This is a genomic window from Staphylococcus sp. GDH8C109P, assembly GCF_017893405.1.
Classification (GTDB): Bacteria; Bacillota; Bacilli; order Staphylococcales; family Staphylococcaceae; genus Staphylococcus; species Staphylococcus cohnii.
In genome coordinates this window covers 41,318-60,938 of the sequence record NZ_JAESMX010000009.1, presented here as the reverse complement: position 1 = coordinate 60,938, position 19,621 = coordinate 41,318, and the positions used below count along the sequence as shown (strand labels likewise).

The following is a 19,621-nucleotide window of genomic DNA, read 5'->3' as shown; positions in this document are numbered from 1 at the left end:
AAGGCTTTTATTCGTTATAAGCGAGTGTTACACTAAGATTAATAGATAAAAGTCTAAAATGAGGTGGACACTGTGAATTATTCTGCATTAATACATACAGAGATACAAAAAAAATGGATAGATAAGTTTGATTCAATAAAAGAACAATTTAAAGAAAAAGCTGATTATAATGATAAACATTCAAGATTTCCATATGAGAATATTGATTGGTTAGTAAAAGAAGGTTATACATTATTAACGTTGCCTAAAAATTATGGTGGTGAAGGGGCGACTGTTGAAGATATGGTTGTACTACAGACATATTTAGGGGCAATAGATGGTGCAACTGCACTTTCAGTTGGTTGGCACCTTAGCGTAGTTGGACAATTATATGAACAACATGCTTGGGAACAAGATATGCTAGAGCGCTTCGCAATTGCAGTGAAAAAAGGTGCATTGGTTAACAGAGCTGTCAGTGAAGCTGAAACAGGTAGTCCTACACGTGGGGCAAGACCTGCTACACATGCAATAAAAAAAGACAAAGGTTTTGTGATTAATGGGGTTAAAACATTTACTTCAATGAGTAGAAGGTTAAGCCATTTTATTGTAAGTGCCTATTATGAAGAAATAGATACGGTAGGGTTTTTCTTGATATCTGAAGATACACCTGGTGTTGAGATTGCAGACAATTGGAATATGGTGGGTATGCGTGCAACTGAAAGTCATGATTTGATTTTAAATGATGTTTTCATTCCAGAAGAAAATTTTGTTGAAATAAGAGGTGCTGGTGGTAAAAAACCTAATGGTTGGATATTACATATCCCTAGTACTTATTTAGGCATTGCACAAGCAGCGAGAGACTATGCTGTTGATTTTGCAAAAAATTATAGCCCAGCAAGTATTGATGGTGTGATTGGAGATATATCGACCGTACAGCAAAATGTGGGTAAAATGGAATCCTTACTATTATCAGCACGCCACTTTTTATGGAGTACAGCAGCGTTATACAATCAACAACAAGACATACCAATTTGGAATGAAACTTCAGCAAGTAAAGTGTTGGTGATGAACCAAGGTTTAGAAATAATAGACATTGCCATGCGTATTGTGGGTGCTAAGAGTTTAGAAATGGAGCGTCCATTACAACGTTACTATAGGGATATGCGAGCTGGACTCCATAATCCACCTATGGAAGACATGGCTTATACGAATATAGCTCATAGTGTATTAGGTCACTTTAAATAAATACAGAAAACATGGCCTGGTTTTTAAAGTCATGAATATTTTTCACAAGCTTTGTATTTTGGAATGAGTATATGAAATCACTTATTAAAGTTGATTTTATAACTCATTCCTTTTTTTATTTTTTAAAATAATAAAAATTTTAGGTTTTCTATTGTACAAATTTTATAATCATTATATAATTCAGTAGTAATGATAATCATTTTCAACGGAGGGGCTTTATGAAAAAATTAATATTTCCAATTATTGTAATGGTTTTAATATTAGCTGCTTGTGGGAAACAATCTGAAAGTGGCTCGGATAGTAAAAAAGAAGATACAAAAGCTTATACATTAGATAGCGGGAAGAAAATTGATATACCTAAAAATCCAGAACGTATTGCAGTTGTTGCACCTACATATGCAGGTGGAATTAAATATTTAGGAGGCAATATTGTAGCAGTAAATGAGCAAGTTGATAGCAGTAATATTTTAAAAGATAAATTTAAAAATGTTGAAAAAGTTGGAGAAAATGACGTTGAAAAAGTTGCTAAAACAAAACCGGATTTAATCGTAGCTTACTCTACAGATAAAAACATTAAAAAGTATAAAAAGATTGCACCGACTGTAGTTTACGATTATGGTAAGCATAAATATTTAGACCAACAAAGACAATTAGGTAAATTACTTGGGAAAGAAGATAAAGTAAAAAAATGGGAAGAAAAGTGGAAATCACAAACTGAAAAAGATGGTGAAGCAATCAAAGAGAAAATTGGTGAAAATACAACCGTATCAATTTTTGATGAATTCGATAAAAAACTTTACACATACGGGCCTAACTGGGGTCGTGGTGGAGAAGTCATTTACCAAGCTTTTGGATTAAAAATGCCTGACAAACTTAACGAATTAGTTAAAAAAGAAGGCTGGGCTGAAATTAAACAAGAAAAAATAGCTGATTATGCTGGTGATTATATCGTTTCTACAAGTGAAGGTAAATCAAAACCAGGTTATAAAAAAACAGATCTCTGGAACAATTTATCTGCAGTTAAAAATGATCACGTTATAGAAGTACAAGCAGAAACTTATTGGTATAACGATCCTTATACACTGGAATTTATGAGAAAAGACTTGAAAGAGAAATTTTTGAAATCGAACTCATAAAGCGATGGTTATAGTAGTTTTTTAGAGATTTAATTAGACGTCATCAAAATAAAACATGAGCGTTGGACGAAGTGAAATTGTCCAGGCTCATGTTTTTGATTGTAAAAAGGTTATCGTTTTATTGTAAACTTTTTGTTTTTTATAGTTTACATTTGTGGTATAATTTTTTTCATTAAAGGAGGTTTGATGATGTCAACGAAATATTTAGTTTATACTGCTTTAATGACTGCAATTATTGCAGTTTTAGGTTTTGTACCTGCTATCCCGTTACCAATAATGCCTGTGCCAATTGTTTTACAAAATATTGGTATATTTCTAGCTGCAATTCTATTAGGTCGTAAATATGGAACATTGAGTATCGTTGTTTTATTACTTTTAGTTGTTGCTGGATTACCGTTGCTATCAGGTGGTCGTGGTGGTATTGGTGTATTTGCAGGGCCATCAGCAGGTTTTTTATTTATGTATCCTGTTGTTACATATCTCATTGGACTTGTAAGAGACTTATATTTGAAAAGAATCAACTTTATTGTATTATTGATAACGACAGTAGTGATAGGGGTCGTTTTATTAGATATTGTCGGTACGATTATAATGGGACTGATAACGAATTTACCGATTTCTAAATCAGTTATGCTTTCTTTTGTATTTATGCCTGGTGATATTATTAAAGCTCTGATTGCCAGCTTAATTGGTAATATCATGTTAAACCATAGTCGATTTAAACAATTACTTAAGTAAAATCAGTTTCGATAAAGGGGAGTGAAAATGATGGTAAACATTACTTTAAACAATATTTTCCAACCCGGGAATATTTATGCTGAAGACGAAGATAAAGTAATTTATTTAACTCCTCAAATCCCTTTAGTATTTGATGCAAATAAATGGGTGTACAAACAAATGCCTTCGATTAAACAATGGAAAGCAGATTTAGCTGCACAAACACATATGCATAAGCAACAAAGCTCGAATCATTTAACTTTTACTTTTCCTGAAAATATAGAATTAGATCAACAATGGATAGCATTAATTAATCAAGAGCAATTTGAATTAGGTCTAATGGAGTTATATGCGATTGAACCTCAAAATTTCAAAAAATATGTAGATTCTGAAATCGAAGTTAAAGTGGTGGATGAGCATACCATAGATGATTATATAAGTGTTCATAGCCAGTTTGCAGCACCATATGGTGAGGAATATGTCAGAGAAAGTTCTAATATGATTAAAAACCAATATATTAATGATGCTAAAACACGTCTTATAGCTTATAAGCAAGGTGTTCCGGCTGGTATATTAGATTTGATTATAAATGAGACAACTGTTGAAATTGATGGTTTTGGCGTATTAGCATGTCATCAAAGACAGGGTGTTGGTAGCGTGATGCAAAGTTTTGCTGCAGAGTTAGCCATGCAAAAACCATTGATACTGATTGCCGATGGAGAAGATAGTGCTAAAGAAATGTATGTGAAGCAAGGATATGTGTTTATAAGCTTTTGCTATCATATTGTAAAAGAAGATATTTGAATCAGCTCCAATGTTTTTTACTATAATTTAAAAAGTATTTTTACATAGTGAAGATATTATCATGTCGACAAAGTTTCTAACTTTGTCGACATTTTTTACGCACAATTTCTGAAGGCATAGCTTAATCTTTTCATATTTGGCTAATAATTTTTTGTATGCATCAGTACCAATTCACAATCAACATTTTAGTGGTGAATGAGTATAAGATTTTTTATAATATTGCATAAATCAATGGATAAAAAGCAAACCTTAGGTGACATATCACATAAGATTTGCCTATAATTTGACATTTTCATATAGTAAGGGATACTTTTTAAATCATTATGATGTTATGCGCTCTGGATGGCTATAAACATTAAAATTACCATCACGAATAAAACCAATTGCTGTAATATTTAAATCATTAGCAAGCGTTACAGCTAATGTAGTTGGTGCGGATTTAGATAAAATAACGCCAACGCCAATTTTCGCAGCTTTAATAAGAATCTCAGAAGATATGCGCCCACTAAAAATTAATATTTTATCTCGCACAGGTATATGGCGTTGTATACAATAACCATAAAGTTTATCTAAAGCATTGTGTCTACCAATATCTTGTCTGTGTTCAAAAAATGTCTCTCCATCACTAATGGCAGCATTATGTAGGCCACCAGTTTGTTTGAAAATTTTACTTGCGCTTTGTAAACGTGTCATCATATTAAGAACTTGTTGAGGGGCAAGTTTAATTTTAGACATAGATGTTTTAGCTATAGCAGCATCATTGTGGAAATAAAATTCACGACTCTTACCGCAACATGATGCAATCATACGTTTAGTAGAGTATTCAAACCGATCATTAAGTGATTTGGTTAATTCAACATGGGCAAACCCTTTACTGTCGTCTATTTGGATAGATTTTAAATCATCATTTTTTAAAATAGCACCTTCTGAAGCTAAAAAACCTAAGACTAATTCTTCCATATGATTTGGACTGCAAATGATTGTTGCAAATTCTTCTCCATTGACCATGATTGTCAGTGGGAATTCTGTGACGTAGTGATCTGTTGTTTCAATAAGTTTGCCGTTTTCATATCTAACAATATGTTGATTTGTTAAAACATCTTCATTCATAGTATTTATCCCCCAGTTCCTATTCACTAACTATTTTAGCGTATTTTTACTTGCAAAAAAAATAAACTGTATTCTTAAACATACTTATAACTACAATATATGATTGATATATAACATGCTTAGAAGTAAACTTATAGTAAACATGAAGTTGAGAGGTGATTTGATTCATGGCTAGTATAAGAGATATTGCGAAAGAAGCAAAGGTCAGTCCAGGTACGGTTTCTCGTGTGTTAAATAATGATCCTACTTTATCTGTCGCTCAAGAAACGAGAAAAAGAATAAATGATATAGCAGATAATTTTCAATATAAAAAATCTGAAAGGAAAAATAAAAGTATACAAATTATTACTTATGCATCACGAGCCAAAGAAATGTCCGATCCTTATTATCGTGAGATTAGACTTGCCATTGAAGCGGAGGTGAAACGTTTAAATCTATCATTAAAAAGAACGCTTCGTATTGATGGTGAACATGATTCTATTGATTTCACTAAAATAACAAAGGCTGGCGCAATTATTGTTGTGGGGAATTTTGCTTCAGAAGCTATTTTAGAATTGCAGAGTTACAATCAGAATATTGTGGTTATCAATAACGCTAACACACCTAAATCTGTTGATGCTGTTTATTCGGATTTATATGATGCTATGATTCAATTATTAAATGATATAGATCGTTCAGGTTTAAGCGATATTGTTTATGTAGGTGGTACGCATACAATAAAAAATCTTAATGGTATGCCAACATTGAATAGTCCAAATATTCAAGATAAGCGATATATCGCATTTACTGACTGGTGTGACAAGCATCAAAGAAAAGGTAGATTATTGATGAATGGTTGGAATAAAGAAGATGGTATAAATGCAGTAAACGAATTATTGCAAAAGCATCATTTACCTCAAGTTTTTATCGCAGGTAACGATATGATTGCTATAGGTATATTGCAACAATTACAACTAAAAAAATACACTTTACCTGATGATATAAAATTGATAAGTTTTAATGATTTGGAAGTCATTCAGTATGCAGTTCCTTCTATCAGTAGTGTACATATACCAATAGACGACTTTGGGAAAATAGCAGTAAGAATGGCTGAAGAGAGAATAAATAAAACAAGACAAATTGCCATACATGTTATAGCAGAGGCACAATTAAAAGAAAGAATGACCTTTAAAGTAAACAAGCAATGTATATTGACAAAACATTTAGTAAACAAGTAAACTTTATTTAAGTTTACTAAGGAGTTCGATTTTGGTTTATATCGTTTTTAAAGGAGCGGAATATTATGTTAGAAGCTATGCGCGAGAAATTCGAAAGAATATTTGACAAACAGCCTGAAGTGCGTGCATTTGCACCAGGAAGAATTAACTTAATTGGAGAACATACTGATTATAATGGCGGTTATGTTTTTCCAGCTGCAATTGAATTAGGCACATATGGTTTAGCAGTTAAACGAGAAGATAATTTGGTTCGCCTATATTCTAATAATTTTGAAACAGTTGGTATGATTACCTTCGATTTAGACCATTTAGATTTTGATGAGGAACATGATTGGGCGAATTATCCTAAAGGTGTTATTAAATATCTAGTAGAAGTTTTTTCAGAAATTAAACAAGGCTTTGATATTTTGATAGAAGGTAATATTCCAAACGGCGCTAGTCTTTCATCTTCTGCATCAATAGAATTATTAACCGGCTGGTTGATAAAACAGTTATTTAATTTGGATTTAGAGAGATTAGAACTCATTAAGATAGGTCAACGGACTGAAAATCAATTTATGGGTGTCAATTCAGGAATTATGGACCAATTTATAATAGGTATGGGGAAAGCAGAACATGCCGTATTACTAGATACTGCAACGTTGAATTACGAATTTGTACCAGCTAAATTTGGAGACTATGTCATTTCGATTATGAATACCAATAAACGTCGCTCACTAACTGAAAGTAAATATAATGAACGCAGAAGTGAATGTGAATCTGCGCTGTCATCATTACAACAAAAGTTAAATATTGAATCTTTAGGTGAAATAACGATGGAACAATTTAAAGCCCATCAAATGCTTATTAAAGATGACGTAAAACGTAGAAGAGCAAAACATGCTGTTTCAGAAAATGAACGTACGAAATTTGCTTATCAAGCATTATCCGATAATAATTTTGAAAAATTTGGGCAGTTATTAAATGATTCTCACGCATCTTTAAAAGATGACTATGAAGTAACAGGTATTGAACTTGATACGTTGGCAGAAACAGCTCAACAAGTGGAAGGTGTGCTCGGTGCAAGAATGACAGGTGCAGGTTTTGCAGGTTGTGCAATTGCGTTAGTGCACAAAAATCAAATTCAAGCATTAGAAAATAAAGTTACAAAAAAGTATATAGAAAAAATTGGTTATGAACCATCGTTTTATCATGTGGGCATTAGTGACGGCGTAAAAACAATTTAAAATCAAATTAACAAAGAAAGGGTTTTTTCATGGGTGTATTAGTATTAGGTGGCGCAGGTTATATTGGAAGTCATGCAGTAGATCAATTAATTCATAGAGGTTATGATGTTGTTGTTGTAGATAATTTAGGTACTGGACATCAAGCAGCAATACACAATAAAGCAAAATTTTACGAAGGTGATATTCGCGATAAGGCATTTTTAGAAAACGTATTTAATAATGAAAATATTGAAGGCGTATTTCATTTTTGTGCATATTCATTAGTTGGTGAATCTGTTGAGAAACCACTAACCTATTTTAATAATAATGTTAATGGCTTACAGGTATTGTTAGAAGTTATGTATGATCACGATGTAGCGCATATTGTTTTCTCATCAACTGCAGCTGTATATGGTGAACCAGACACTGTGCCAATTACAGAAGATGATTCTAAAACGCCAACAAGTCCTTATGGTGAAAGTAAATTAATGATGGAAAAAATGATGCATTGGAGTCATGAAGCTTATGGAGTGAATTATGCTGCACTACGCTACTTTAATGTTGCAGGAGCAAAAGAAGATGGCACAATTGGAGAAGACCATAGACCTGAGACGCATTTAATTCCAATTGTATTACAAGTAGCTTTAGGACAAAGAGATGAACTAACTGTTTTTGGCGATGATTATGATACGGAAGATGGCTCTTGCATACGAGATTATTTACATGTCGTCGATTTAATTGATGCGCATATCTTAGCGTTTCAACATTTGAAGAATGGTGGAGAATCAGGTGCATTTAACTTAGGTAGTAGCCAAGGATATTCTGTATTTGAAATTTTAGAAGCAGCAAGAAAAGTTACAGGTAAAACAATAAATGCAGTTGTAGGTGAAAGAAGAGCTGGAGACCCTAGCAAATTAATTGCATCAAGTAATAAAGCACAGCAAATATTAGGATGGAAACCTAAACATGATGATATACATGATATTATTGGTTCTGCTTGGCAATGGCATGAAAAGCACCCTAACGGATATCAGGAGGTATAATGCATGTTATTGAATAAATACGCTGTCCAATTATTTGTATCTCACGCTATTGTACATGGGGATTATGAAGCGGAAGACACCATTTATATTCAAAATAAGTTACTGAGTATTTTAAATGCTTCAGGTATAGATGATACAACAACTTCCAAATTTAATTCAGAGACAACTGCACTTGAGATAACACAACACTGGATTCAAGAAGCAATTAATAACAAATGTATAGATGACGCATTATATAGCAAAGAGATCATTGAAGCACAAATATTAGATTTAATCACACCACGTCCATCTGTACTGAATCATAAGTTTTATGAATTATATCAACAGAGTCCGAAGAAAGCGACAGACTATTTTTATAACATAACCAAACGCAATCATTATGTGAAAGAAGATGCAATTGCGCATAATATAAATTTCAACACAGCAAGTGAATATGGTGATATGGAAATAACAATCAATCTATCCAAGCCAGAAAAAGATGCTAAACAAATTGCCAAAGCGAAAGAAGCGCCTGCAACAGATTATCCTAAATGCGCACTATGCATGGAAAATGAAGGGTTTAAAGGCTCTGTAATACAAGCTGCGAGAACAAATCATCGTATTATCAGGTTGAACTTAGGACAAGAACAATGGGGATTTCAATATTCTCCATATGCTTATTTTAAAGAACATAGTATCGTTTTATCTCAATCACATATTCCTATGAACATAGATAAGCAAACGTTTGTACAACTGTTAGATTTTGTAGATAAATTTCCACATTATTTTATTGGTTCGAATGCAGATATTCCACTCGTTGGCGGTTCAATTTTAACACACAATCATTATCAATCGGGTAGACACACATTTCCGATGGACAACGCTAAGGAATTGCACAGCTTTAGTTTGAAACAATACCCAACAGTAGCGGCTTCGACATTGTATTGGCCTATGAGTGTCATTCGTTTGAAAAGTGAAGATAAAAACGACTTAGTAGCGGCGGCAGAATTTATTAGAAAAGCATGGAATAATTATTCAGATGAAACTGTAGATATAAGCGCATACAGTAAAAATGGCGAGCGTCATCACACTGTAACGCCTATTGCCCGTTATAGGGAACAACAATATGAACTTGATATTGTTTTAAGAGATAATCAAACATCAGAACAATATCCAGATGGTGTCTTTCACCCTCATAAAGACGTCCAGCATATTAAGAAAGAAAACATTGGATTAATAGAAGTCATGGGCACTGCCATTTTACCGGGTAGATTAAAACAAGAGTTACAAGAGGTTAAGGCATTTTTATTAGGTGATCAACAACAAACATTAGGTATACATCAATCATGGGCAGAAGATATGGTGCAACGATATGATATCAATGAAAAGAACGTAGAAGAAATTGTTGAAAAAGAACTTGGTTTTAAATTCAAACGCGTACTAGAGGATGCAGGTGTATTTAAAAACACACCACAAGGTCAAAACGCATTTAAAACATTTATTACATCGCTACAATAAACATTTTGAAAATTGAGCTATACAAAGTCATTTTTACTTTAGTATATGCTCTTTTTTTTTGAAATAAAGAGGCATATAATTATATGAAAAAGGAGGCAACTAAATGAAAAGAACTTGGTATTTTTTAATTATTGCTACTATTATGATTTGTATGTTAATAAGTGGGTGTTCTAACAGCGAAAATAATCATAGTGAAAAAGAGGCTAGCAGTAAGGATGATAATAAGGAAGAAATACATATTTCAGCTGCAGCAAGTTTAACAGATGTCACTAAAGATTTAGAACAAGCATTTAACAAAAAACATAAAAATGCTAAAATCACATTTAATTATGGCGGATCAGGAGCCTTAAGACAACAAATTGAGAAGGGGGCACCTGTAGATGTATTTATGTCTGCAAATACAAAAGACATTGATGCATTAGGTAAACAAGCTCAAAATAAATATGAATACGCACAAAATGATTTAGTGCTTATAGGTGAATCTAATAATACATATAAAAATGTGTCCGACTTAAAGCAAGGTGAAAAGTTAGCTATTGGTGAGACTAAATCTGTGCCTGCAGGTAAATATGCCGAACAATACTTAAAAGACCATCAATTGTATGAGGATGTTAAACCACATTTAGTTTTTGCCAAAGACGTGCGACAAGTATTAAATTATGTTGAAAAAGGCAATGCCCAATTAGGTTATGTATATAAAACAGATTTATATCAAAGTCAAAAAAATGGTGATAGTAATGTGAAAGAAATTCAAACAGCTAAGTTAAAACAGCCTATCACATATAAGTCAGCGACGATTTCAGATAAAAAATTAGCAACAGCATGGGTTGACTTTTTAAAAACAGATGAAGCACAAGAAATTTTAAAAAAATATAAATTCAAAGTATAGGAGGTAGCAAAAATGCCAGATGTCACGCCATTTTGGATATCATTGAGGGTCGCGGTTATCAGCACGATTATCGTTACGATATTAGGTGTTTTTATATCAAGATGGTTGTATAAGCGTCGTGGCTTTATAACGAGACTTCTGGAAAGTTTCATTGTTTTACCAATTGTGTTACCTCCAACAGTGATGGGTTTTATTTTACTGATTATATTTTCACCTCGTAGTGTGGTTGGTAGGTTTTTTAACGATTTTTTACATTTGCCAGTTGTATTTACTTTAACTGGTGCCATATTTGCATCTATCATTGTAAGTTTTCCGTTAATGTATCAGCATACTGTACAAGGGTTTCGTAGCATAGATCCCAAGATGTTGAATACAGCAAGAACTATGGGTGCAAGTGAAAACAAAATATTTTTTAAATTGGTTTTACCGTTATCTAAACGTTCAATACTTGCTGGTGTAATGATGAGTTTTGCACGTGCAATTGGAGAATTTGGAGCTACGTTAATGGTAGCAGGCTATATTCCTAACAAAACCAACACGTTACCTTTAGAAATATACTTTTTAGTAGAGCAAGGGAAAGAAAATCAAGCATGGTTATGGGTGATTGTATTGGTTGCATTTGCGGTTACTGTAATTGGTACAATCAATTTATTGAATAAAGATGGTTATCGGGAGGTTCGTTAATGCTAAATATATCTTTAAATCATCTTTTAAATAGTACGCAATTACATGTAGAAATAGATGACACTACACCTAAAATCTATGCCATTAAAGGACCTTCAGGTATAGGTAAAACAACAATTTTAAATATGCTTGCTGGTTTACAACAACCAGATCAAGCGTTTATAAAGATTAACGACCATATATTAATAGATACTACTTCAAATGTTGATGTGAAAATTCAAAAACGCAATATCGGTTATTTATTTCAAGATTATCAATTATTTCCAAATATGACTGTGTTTCAAAATATCACTTTTATGACACAGTACTCTCAGCACATAGATAATTTAATGAATCAACTAAATATTGTTCACTTAAAAGATAAATTTCCAATACGCTTATCTGGTGGTGAATCTCAACGAGTTGCATTAGCTAGAACTTTAAGTACTAAACCAGACTTGATGTTACTAGATGAGCCATTTTCTAGTTTAGATGATGCAACGAAAGAAGAAAGTATTTTGTTAGTAAAACGAATTTTTAAATTATGGAATATACCTATTATCTTTGTGACACATTCGCAATATGAAGCTGAAATATTGGCACACGAAATTATTAATATAGGTGATATGCAACCAAAGTTTATGAATGGTTGAGCAATAATTATAATCACACTTATAGATAAGTAGGGGGTATGCAATGAAATGATTATCGAATTTTTAGGAACTTCTGGGGGTATACCAACACTTTATCAATCAGTTTCACAGCATAAAGATGCACAAAAACGAACAGGGCCTGGTATATTCATTCATGACTTACAATTACTCATCGACACTTCAGAAGATATATTTCAACAACTGAGAAGATCAAAAATTTATGATATAAAATATGGCATTTATTCTCATTGGCATCCAGATCACACGATGGGGATTAGGATATGGGAAACACTCAATTTTGATTTTATTCACAAAGTACCTAAGTCCAAAACGTCAACGGTTTATATTACAGCGCAAGAAGTGAAAGATTTCAAAGCATATTTTGCGCGTTGGAAATATGTTGAATATTTAGAATCATTAGGCGTAATTAATCTAGTAATTGTTGACAATGATGCAGAAATTAGTTTTGATGACACAACGGTAGAATGGATTCAATTAGCAGAACAATTCGCGTTTGGTTTTTATTTAACTACAAATACCAAACGTATACTTATTATTCCAGATGAAATTAAAGGCTTTCGACCAACAGAGAAGTTGAAAAATGTTGATGTTGCTATTTTACCTTTTGGTAGCAATGAAGTGAATCCTATAACTAATGAACGTATTCATCCAGAAGGTATGTTAAATGATTTAGGAGAAGCTACATTTGATGAATGTGTGGCTATTGCTAAAGCTGTCAATGCTAAGCATACATATTTTACTCATATTGAAGCTACTGAAAGTTTAACAAAGGCACAAATTAAACAATTAGAAGGTCAATTAGAAGAAGATGGCTTAAAATCAACCATTGCATTTGATGGATTGAAAATTCAAATTTAAATAATGATTAGTAACTTTAATGCCAGAAATCAAAATATCTGTAATTACTTTAAATGTATCATTATATCTTTTGAAACTGTTTTGGGATAAAGAGTAGGAATATGAAATCACTATCTATATTTGATTTCGTTCTTACTCTTTTATTTTGTTAAGTTTTGCATTAGTAATATGAATAAAAAGTGGCATATAGGATTTTTGTATAATGAATTTAAACCGTTGTTACATAGACGTTCAAGATTTATAATGAAAATAATGACGCAAAGTGAGGGGGTTCATAGTGAGTGTCGAACGTTATTCAAGACAAATGTTATTTAAACATATAGGAACATCTGGGCAAGAGAAAATTATGAATGCACATGTGTTAATTATAGGCATGGGAGCTTTAGGGACGCACCTAGCAGAAGGATTAGTAAGAGCTGGTGTAGGAGAACTAACAATCGTAGATAGAGATTATATTGAATATAGTAATTTACAACGCCAAACGATGTATACAGAAATGGATGCAGCAGATAAATTACCAAAAGTTGTTGCAGCAGAACGTAATTTAAAGGCTATACGTCAAAATTTGAGATTGCATTTACATATTGCACATGTCGATCGGTTGTTTTTAGAAACATACGCGCAAGATGTACAACTTATTTTAGATGCAACAGATAATTTTGAAACGAGACAATTGATAAATGATTTTGCTTATAAAGCTGCTATACCATGGATTTATGGTGGTGTTGTACAAAGTACTTATGTGGAAGCGACGTTTATACCTGAACAAACACCTTGTTTTAACTGTTTGATCCCACAGCTACCCGCAATTAATATGACTTGTGATACAGTAGGTGTCATTCAGCCAGCAGTCACTATGACGACTAGTTTACAATTAAAAGATGCATTGAAAATATTAACAGGCGCAACAATTGCACCTAAAGTTACTTACGGTGATATTTGGGAAGGCACACATTTTACATTTGGATTTAAAAAATTGCAAGATAGCGCTTGTAAAACTTGTGGCACACAACCAACATATCCCTATCTCAATACCACACAAAGGCAATTTGCAACTTTATGTGGAAGGGATACCGTTCAATACGAAAATCCTAAAATTTCCCAGGAAATGTTGGAAACATTTTTGGAACAACAAGAGATTCCATATCAACGTAATCCTTACATGTTACATTTTGAATACAAAGCACATAGAATAGTTAGTTTTAAAGGTGGAAGATTATTGATTCATGGTATGACTAACCCACAACAAGCGATGACGTTAATCAACCAATTATTTGGCTAAGGAGGTTCAGTATGCATACAAATGTTAAACTTGATAGAAATATTAAATGTGCAGTATTAACAGTTTCCGATACAAGGGATTATGAAACAGATAAAGGTGGTAAATTAGTTAAAGAGCTAATCTCTACATTAAATGTTACGATTTCTGAATCTCATTATAAGATTGTTAAAGATGAGCAAACAGCAATTACTCAACAAATAAAGCAATGGTTAGCAGAAGATATTGATGTGATTATCACTACAGGTGGAACTGGTATAGCACAAAGAGATGTAACGATAGAAGCTGTATCCAGTTTGATTACTAAAGAAATCGAAGGGTTTGGAGAATTATTTAGATATTTAAGTTATGCAGAGGATGTTGGGACACGTGCGCTATTATCTCGAGCAATTGCAGGTACCGTAAATGATAAATTGATTTTTAGTATACCTGGCTCTACGGGCGCAGTGAAATTAGCATTGAATAAGCTCATTAAACCAGAACTGAATCATTTAGTTCAAGAGATTACAAAATAATTAGAGCCCAACGTTTATATGTTCGTTGGACTCTAACTCTTACATAATAATATTTAAGACAATTATCTTTTGTAATCGCCTGATTTGCCACCTGTTTTTGAGAGTAGGTAAGTTTCGCCAATGACCATGCCTTTATCTAGCGCTTTTGTCATATCATAAACTGTAAGTGCTACGGCTGAAGCGGCAGTAAGTGCTTCCATTTCCACACCAGTTTTTCCAGTTGTAGAGACGGTTGCCTGTATATTTAAAATGAATGTTTGTGCTTTTTTTTGCCAATCAAATGTGATATCTATACCAGTTAAAGGTAACGGATGACACATTGGTATAATATCAGCTGTATTTTTTGCTGCCATAATACCAGCAATTTGAGCAGTATTTAGCACATTTCCTTTTTGGTTAGTGTGATCAACGATTTGTTCATAAATCGCTGGATTTACCGTTATACTTGAATGCGCGGTAGCTGAGCGTTTTGTTATGTTTTTATCAGAGACGTCTACCATTTTCGCATTCCCTTGTTTGTTAATATGCGTAAATTCAGTCAAAGTATCCCTCCTAATCGTGTTCTAGTATATCATGAAATTATTAAATATAAGGAGTAGATTTGTGATGGCTGTAAAGAAAAGAAATCCAATTCCAGTGAGTGAAGCAATTCAACGTGTGATAAACCAAGAAATTTTTATGAATAGAATCACTTTACCTTTAGCAGAAAGCTTAAATTACATTTTAGCTGAAGATATTGTAGCGACTCATGAGATACCAAGATTTGATAAATCACCGTATGATGGTTTTGCGTTAAGAAGTATTGATACAAAAGGTGCGAGCGGTGACAATCGCATTAGATTTAAAGTTATTGACCACATAGGAGCAGGGTCAGTTTCCACTAAAACAGTTGGAGCATTTGAAGCCGTGAGAATTATGACAGGTGCACAAGTACCTGAAGGTGCTGATGCTATCGTTATGCTTGAACAAACTGTCGAAGGTGAACAAGATTTTACAATAAGAAAAACGTTTAGCGAAAATGAGAATATTTCGTTAAAGGGTGAAGAAACAAAGGTTGGAGATATTTTATTAGAAAAAGGTCAATGTGTTAATCCAGGGGCAATCGCTGTTTTAGCAACATATGGCTATACAGAAATTCCAGTTTTTGAAAAACCTAGTGTGGCTGTTATCGCTACAGGAAGTGAATTATTAGATGTTGGAGATGATTTAGAACCTGGAAAAATTCGTAATTCAAACGGCCCTATGATAACTGCTTTAGCAAAAAAGCATCACTTAGAAGTCAATGCTTATAAAATTCAACAAGATGATTTGAATAGTAGTATTCAAGTGATGCGTGAAGCTATGGCTGAGCATGATATTGTAATCACTACTGGCGGTGTATCTGTAGGAGATTTCGATTATTTGCCTCAAATTTATGAAGCGGTCAATGCACGTGTCTTGTTTAACAAGATTGCCATGCGTCCCGGTAGTGTAACTACAGTAGCTGTTGCTAATAATAAATATTTATTTGGATTATCAGGTAATCCCTCTGCTTGTTTCACTGGATTTGAACTCTATGTCAAACCTGCAATACAGCATATGATGGGCGCTAAAGCTATATATCCACAAATCGTACAAGCGACACTTATGGAAGACTTTAAAAAGCCAAATCCATTTACAAGATTTATTCGAGCAACAGTGACTTTTAATGGTAAAGAGATGACAGTGATACCATCAGGATTTAACAAGTCTGGTGCAGTAGTAGCTATTGCACATAGTAATGCAATGATTGTGTTACCAAGCGGCACACGAGGATATCAAAAGGGGCATACAGTTGATGTCATTTTAACTGAATCGCAAACATATGAAGTGGACACTACGCTATGATATTACAAATTGTAGGTTATAAAAATTCAGGGAAAACGACATTGATGACACATGCAGTGAAATTTTTAAAATTGCATGGTTTTTGCGTAGCAACGATTAAACATCATGGGCAACATGACTTAAACCTATCAGATATTGAACTACAATCAAATACTGTTGACCACATGAAACATTTTAATGCTGGTGCGGATCAAAGCATTGTTCAAGGGTATCAACTACAACAAATAGTTACACGAAGTGAAAAACAAAGCCTGGATGAAATCATTGATAAATCTGTTACAATAGACAGTGACATCATTTTAGTAGAAGGATTCAAAGAAGCAAATTATGATAAAGTGCTGATATATCGTGATGATGCCGATTACCAACAACTAAATAAATTATCAAATATTCAGTACGATATTAATATTGAACAACCATTAGCACTTCAAAAATTTGAACAATGGTTATTATCTTTCGTTAATGAAAAAGGAATGGATTGAATGAAACAATTTGAGGTTATAAACGAGCCAATAGCAACAGAACAATACCGTCAATATGTTCTCAATGAACGTCAAGGCGCCGTTGTTATTTTCACAGGTCATGTACGTGAGTGGACACAAGGGATTAAAACAGAATATTTGGAGTATGAAGCTTATATACCTATGGCAGAAAAAAAGTTGGCACAAATAGGTGATGAGATTTCACAAAAGTGGCCAGGCACAAAAACGGCTATTGTTCATAGAATTGGGCCACTGGCCATATCAGATATTGCAGTATTGATAAGTGTTTCATCGCCACATAGAAAAGATGCTTATCGTGCTAACGAATATGCAATTGAACGTATTAAAGAGGTAGTACCCATTTGGAAAAAAGAAATTTGGGAAGATGGTGCTAAATGGCAAGGTCACCAACATGGTAGCCATGAGGATGCAGTTGGAGGAGAAAAATTATGAAAGTTTTATACTTTGCGGAAATCAAAGAAATTTTAGGTAAAAGTTCAGAAGATATTGACTTAAGTTATGATCTTACCGTTGATGAATTTGTAACAGATTTGTTTGAACGTTATCCTAATATTAATAACAAAAAGTTCCAAATTGCAGTTAATGAAGAATTTGTCAAAGGTGATGATATCGTAACATCTAATGATACAGTAGCGTTGATACCACCAGTTAGTGGAGGGTAATAGACATATGAAAGCAATTATACTAGCTGGAGGACAATCAGAAAGATTTGGTAAACCAAAAGCGTTTGCAGAGATCAACTCTCAAATGTTTTACAAACGTATCATTGAAGTTTTAGAAGCTACTAATATGTTTAATGAAATAATTATTAGTACGAATGAAACATTATCACATGAATTTGATCATGATAATATTGTTATCGATCATGCTAAAAACAAAGGTAAAGGTCCACTGGTTGGTATTTACTCAGTAATGAGACAACATTCAGACGAAACGCTTTTCTTTGTTATATCTGTAGATACACCTATGATTACACAAAAAGCAATAAGTAAATTGTATCAATTTATGGTGGAACATTTAATAGAAGATCAACTAGATATCGCCGGTTTCCAAGAAGATGGAAGGCCCATTCCAACGATGGCTTTTTACAGCCCGCATACGCTATCTTTTATAGAATCAGCATTGGAATCAGGAGATTACAGCCTTAAGAATGTCTATTCAAAAGTCAAAAGTGATTGGTTAGATGTGCGTGAAATTGGTTCATCTGATTATTGGTACAAAAATATTAACTATCAACAAGACTTAATAGATTTACATCACGACATTATGAATAGATAAGGGGTTGATCAGATGGTAGAACAAATAACTGATAAACTTGGACGTCCAATTCGAGATTTGAGGTTGTCAGTTACAGATCGTTGCAATTTTCGTTGTGACTATTGTATGCCAAAAGAAATATTTGGCGATGACTTTGTTTTCCTACCCAAAGATGAATTACTCACTTTTGATGAAATGGTACGTATCGCTAAAGTTTATACACGTTTAGGAGTCAAAAAAATACGTATTACAGGTGGAGAGCCTTTATTAAGAAGAGATTTATATAAATTAATATATGAGTTGAACCAACTTGATGGTATAGAAGATATTGGTTTAACCACTAATGGTTTGTTATTAAAAAAACACGGCCAAAAATTATATGATGCTGGTTTAAGACGTATTAATGTGAGTTTAGATGCGATTGATGACAAAGTGTTCCAAGCTATAAACAATCGAAATATTAAAGCTTCCACGATTTTACAACAAATAGATTATGCGGTCTCAATAGGTTTTCATGTAAAAGTAAATGTAGTTGTTCAAAAAGGTGTGAATGATGATCAAATTTTACCTATGATTCAATATTTTAAAGATAAAGATATTGAAATACGTTTTATTGAATTTATGGACGTCGGCAATGATAATGGTTGGGATTTCAGTAAGGTTGTAACAAAAGATGAAATGTTAAAAATGGTAGAGTCATCATTTGATATAGAACCTGTGGAACCCAAATATTTTGGTGAAGTCGCAAAATATTATCGACATAAAGATAATGGTGCTAAGTTTGGTCTGATTACAAGTGTGTCTGAATCATTCTGTTCTACATGTACACGTGCGAGATTATCATCAGATGGTAAGTTTTATGGTTGTCTATTTAGTACTGTGGACGGGTTCAATGTGAAATCATTTATGAGATCTGGTGTGTCAGATGAAGCGTTGTTTGAACAGTTTAAAGCCTTATGGAATATTCGTGATGATAGATATTCAGATGAACGTACAGCACAAACAGTAGCCAATAGAAAACGTAAAAAAATCAATATGAATTATATTGGTGGTTGATTTATTAGCTTTTAGTATTTTTGGGAGCTGAACTTTTGACCATGACAATTAGCTATTAAATATTTAAAAAGTTTAAATAACTAATCACTTTATAATAATAATCACTAT

General features: G+C 33.1%; 22 protein-coding genes. 20 read left to right on the top strand and 2 right to left on the bottom strand.

Annotation, left to right across the window (positions count from 1 at the left end):
* The first annotated feature begins 72 nt into the window (after positions 1 to 72).
* From KA867_RS02200 to KA867_RS02185, 4 genes are all read left to right on the top strand, one after another.
* Positions 73 to 1,224 carry an acyl-CoA dehydrogenase family protein gene (locus KA867_RS02200; protein WP_210136927.1) on the top strand — a complete coding sequence of 384 codons (1,152 nt, stop codon included), beginning with the start codon at positions 73 to 75 and terminating at the stop codon, positions 1,222 to 1,224.
* Positions 1,225 to 1,442: 218 nt separating this feature from the next.
* Positions 1,443 to 2,360 (top strand): ABC transporter substrate-binding protein, encoded by a 918-nt coding sequence (locus tag KA867_RS02195; protein WP_210136926.1) that lies wholly within the window; start codon positions 1,443 to 1,445, stop codon positions 2,358 to 2,360.
* 189 nt (positions 2,361 to 2,549) lie between these two features.
* On the top strand, positions 2,550 to 3,098 hold the full coding sequence (locus tag KA867_RS02190) for a biotin transporter BioY (protein ID WP_210136925.1): 549 nt from the start codon (positions 2,550 to 2,552) through the stop codon (positions 3,096 to 3,098).
* 30 nt (positions 3,099 to 3,128) lie between these two features.
* Positions 3,129 to 3,881: a GNAT family N-acetyltransferase gene (locus KA867_RS02185; protein WP_210136924.1), complete on the top strand. Its 753-nt coding sequence runs from the start codon at positions 3,129 to 3,131 to the stop codon at positions 3,879 to 3,881.
* A gap of 321 nt (positions 3,882 to 4,202) precedes the next feature.
* On the opposite strand, the gene fdhD is transcribed toward KA867_RS02185, so the two are convergent.
* Positions 4,203 to 4,991: a formate dehydrogenase accessory sulfurtransferase FdhD gene (fdhD, locus tag KA867_RS02180; RefSeq protein WP_210136923.1), complete on the bottom strand. Its 789-nt coding sequence runs from the start codon at positions 4,989 to 4,991 to the stop codon at positions 4,203 to 4,205.
* A gap of 167 nt (positions 4,992 to 5,158) precedes the next feature.
* On the opposite strand from fdhD, the gene KA867_RS02175 reads away from it, so the two are divergent.
* From KA867_RS02175 to KA867_RS02130, 10 genes are all read left to right on the top strand, one after another.
* Positions 5,159 to 6,208 (top strand): LacI family DNA-binding transcriptional regulator, encoded by a 1,050-nt coding sequence (locus KA867_RS02175; protein WP_210136922.1) that lies wholly within the window; start codon positions 5,159 to 5,161, stop codon positions 6,206 to 6,208.
* 65 nt (positions 6,209 to 6,273) lie between these two features.
* Entirely contained in the window at positions 6,274 to 7,434 is a 1,161-nt protein-coding gene (locus tag KA867_RS02170) for a galactokinase (protein WP_210136921.1), read from the top strand.
* A 29-nt stretch (positions 7,435 to 7,463) separates the two neighbouring features.
* Positions 7,464 to 8,456, top strand: coding sequence for a UDP-glucose 4-epimerase GalE (galE, locus tag KA867_RS02165; RefSeq protein ID WP_210136920.1), 993 nt, complete (start codon positions 7,464 to 7,466; stop codon positions 8,454 to 8,456).
* Positions 8,457 to 8,459: 3 nt separating this feature from the next.
* Positions 8,460 to 9,953, top strand: coding sequence for a UDP-glucose--hexose-1-phosphate uridylyltransferase (gene galT / locus KA867_RS02160; RefSeq protein WP_210136919.1), 1,494 nt, complete (start codon positions 8,460 to 8,462; stop codon positions 9,951 to 9,953).
* 103 nt (positions 9,954 to 10,056) lie between these two features.
* A complete protein-coding gene (gene modA / locus KA867_RS02155) occupies positions 10,057 to 10,842 on the top strand; it encodes a molybdate ABC transporter substrate-binding protein (protein ID WP_210136918.1) in 786 nt (261 codons plus the stop codon).
* A 12-nt stretch (positions 10,843 to 10,854) separates the two neighbouring features.
* The gene (modB, locus tag KA867_RS02150; protein WP_210136917.1) at positions 10,855 to 11,526 is read left to right on the top strand and encodes a molybdate ABC transporter permease subunit; all 672 of its coding nucleotides are present in this window, start codon (positions 10,855 to 10,857) and stop codon (positions 11,524 to 11,526) included.
* Positions 11,526 to 12,158 carry an ATP-binding cassette domain-containing protein gene (locus KA867_RS02145; protein ID WP_210136916.1) on the top strand — a complete coding sequence of 211 codons (633 nt, stop codon included), beginning with the start codon at positions 11,526 to 11,528 and terminating at the stop codon, positions 12,156 to 12,158. The genes modB and KA867_RS02145 overlap by 1 nt, the downstream gene beginning before the upstream one ends.
* A gap of 48 nt (positions 12,159 to 12,206) precedes the next feature.
* A complete protein-coding gene (locus tag KA867_RS02140; RefSeq protein WP_210136915.1) occupies positions 12,207 to 13,037 on the top strand; it encodes an MBL fold metallo-hydrolase in 831 nt (276 codons plus the stop codon).
* A 277-nt stretch (positions 13,038 to 13,314) separates the two neighbouring features.
* A complete protein-coding gene (locus KA867_RS02135) occupies positions 13,315 to 14,319 on the top strand; it encodes a ThiF family adenylyltransferase (RefSeq protein WP_210136914.1) in 1,005 nt (334 codons plus the stop codon).
* A gap of 11 nt (positions 14,320 to 14,330) precedes the next feature.
* Positions 14,331 to 14,831: a MogA/MoaB family molybdenum cofactor biosynthesis protein gene (locus KA867_RS02130; RefSeq protein WP_107504796.1), complete on the top strand. Its 501-nt coding sequence runs from the start codon at positions 14,331 to 14,333 to the stop codon at positions 14,829 to 14,831.
* 62 nt (positions 14,832 to 14,893) lie between these two features.
* Here KA867_RS02130 and moaC read toward each other — a convergent pair whose 3' ends face one another.
* Positions 14,894 to 15,373 (bottom strand): cyclic pyranopterin monophosphate synthase MoaC, encoded by a 480-nt coding sequence (moaC, locus tag KA867_RS02125; RefSeq protein ID WP_210136913.1) that lies wholly within the window; start codon positions 15,371 to 15,373, stop codon positions 14,894 to 14,896.
* 64 nt (positions 15,374 to 15,437) lie between these two features.
* On the opposite strand from moaC, the gene KA867_RS02120 reads away from it, so the two are divergent.
* The 6 genes from KA867_RS02120 to moaA are packed head-to-tail and all read left to right on the top strand — an operon-like array spanning position 15,438 to position 19,513.
* On the top strand, positions 15,438 to 16,697 hold the full coding sequence (locus tag KA867_RS02120; protein ID WP_210136912.1) for a molybdopterin molybdotransferase MoeA: 1,260 nt from the start codon (positions 15,438 to 15,440) through the stop codon (positions 16,695 to 16,697).
* Positions 16,694 to 17,179, top strand: coding sequence for a molybdopterin-guanine dinucleotide biosynthesis protein B (mobB, locus tag KA867_RS02115; protein WP_210136911.1), 486 nt, complete (start codon positions 16,694 to 16,696; stop codon positions 17,177 to 17,179). The genes KA867_RS02120 and mobB overlap by 4 nt, the downstream gene beginning before the upstream one ends.
* Positions 17,180 to 17,632, top strand: coding sequence for a molybdenum cofactor biosynthesis protein MoaE (locus KA867_RS02110; protein WP_210136910.1), 453 nt, complete (start codon positions 17,180 to 17,182; stop codon positions 17,630 to 17,632).
* Complete coding sequence (gene moaD / locus KA867_RS02105) at positions 17,629 to 17,862, top strand: molybdopterin converting factor subunit 1 (protein ID WP_210136909.1); 234 nt, start codon at positions 17,629 to 17,631, stop codon at positions 17,860 to 17,862. The genes KA867_RS02110 and moaD overlap by 4 nt, the downstream gene beginning before the upstream one ends.
* Positions 17,863 to 17,869: 7 nt before the next feature.
* On the top strand, positions 17,870 to 18,478 hold the full coding sequence (mobA, locus tag KA867_RS02100; RefSeq protein ID WP_210136908.1) for a molybdenum cofactor guanylyltransferase MobA: 609 nt from the start codon (positions 17,870 to 17,872) through the stop codon (positions 18,476 to 18,478).
* 12 nt (positions 18,479 to 18,490) lie between these two features.
* Entirely contained in the window at positions 18,491 to 19,513 is a 1,023-nt protein-coding gene (gene moaA, locus KA867_RS02095) for a GTP 3',8-cyclase MoaA (RefSeq protein ID WP_107504800.1), read from the top strand.
* The last annotated feature ends 108 nt before the right edge of the window (positions 19,514 to 19,621 follow it).

Bases quoted from the DNA above. Each gene is read 5' to 3' on its own strand.
- KA867_RS02195 (WP_210136926.1), top strand. From the start codon at position 1,443: ATGAAAAAATTAATATTTCCAATTATTGTAATGGTTTTAATATTAGCT.
- mobA (WP_210136908.1), top strand. From the start codon at position 17,870: ATGAAAGCAATTATACTAGCTGGAGGACAATCAGAAAGATTTGGTAAA.
- modA (WP_210136918.1), top strand. From the start codon at position 10,057: ATGAAAAGAACTTGGTATTTTTTAATTATTGCTACTATTATGATTTGT.
- modB (WP_210136917.1), top strand. From the start codon at position 10,855: ATGCCAGATGTCACGCCATTTTGGATATCATTGAGGGTCGCGGTTATC.
- KA867_RS02120 (WP_210136912.1), top strand. From the start codon at position 15,438: ATGGCTGTAAAGAAAAGAAATCCAATTCCAGTGAGTGAAGCAATTCAA.
- galE (WP_210136920.1), top strand. From the start codon at position 7,464: ATGGGTGTATTAGTATTAGGTGGCGCAGGTTATATTGGAAGTCATGCA.
- KA867_RS02185 (WP_210136924.1), top strand. From the start codon at position 3,129: ATGGTAAACATTACTTTAAACAATATTTTCCAACCCGGGAATATTTAT.
- fdhD (WP_210136923.1), bottom strand. From the start codon at position 4,991: ATGAATGAAGATGTTTTAACAAATCAACATATTGTTAGATATGAAAAC.
- moaA (WP_107504800.1), top strand. From the start codon at position 18,491: ATGGTAGAACAAATAACTGATAAACTTGGACGTCCAATTCGAGATTTG.
- KA867_RS02190 (WP_210136925.1), top strand. From the start codon at position 2,550: ATGTCAACGAAATATTTAGTTTATACTGCTTTAATGACTGCAATTATT.
- moaD (WP_210136909.1), top strand. From the start codon at position 17,629: ATGAAAGTTTTATACTTTGCGGAAATCAAAGAAATTTTAGGTAAAAGT.
- KA867_RS02110 (WP_210136910.1), top strand. From the start codon at position 17,180: ATGAAACAATTTGAGGTTATAAACGAGCCAATAGCAACAGAACAATAC.
- mobB (WP_210136911.1), top strand. From the start codon at position 16,694: ATGATATTACAAATTGTAGGTTATAAAAATTCAGGGAAAACGACATTG.
- KA867_RS02175 (WP_210136922.1), top strand. From the start codon at position 5,159: ATGGCTAGTATAAGAGATATTGCGAAAGAAGCAAAGGTCAGTCCAGGT.
- KA867_RS02140 (WP_210136915.1), top strand. From the start codon at position 12,207: ATGATTATCGAATTTTTAGGAACTTCTGGGGGTATACCAACACTTTAT.
- KA867_RS02170 (WP_210136921.1), top strand. From the start codon at position 6,274: ATGTTAGAAGCTATGCGCGAGAAATTCGAAAGAATATTTGACAAACAG.
- KA867_RS02130 (WP_107504796.1), top strand. From the start codon at position 14,331: ATGCATACAAATGTTAAACTTGATAGAAATATTAAATGTGCAGTATTA.
- KA867_RS02145 (WP_210136916.1), top strand. From the start codon at position 11,526: ATGCTAAATATATCTTTAAATCATCTTTTAAATAGTACGCAATTACAT.
- galT (WP_210136919.1), top strand. From the start codon at position 8,460: ATGTTATTGAATAAATACGCTGTCCAATTATTTGTATCTCACGCTATT.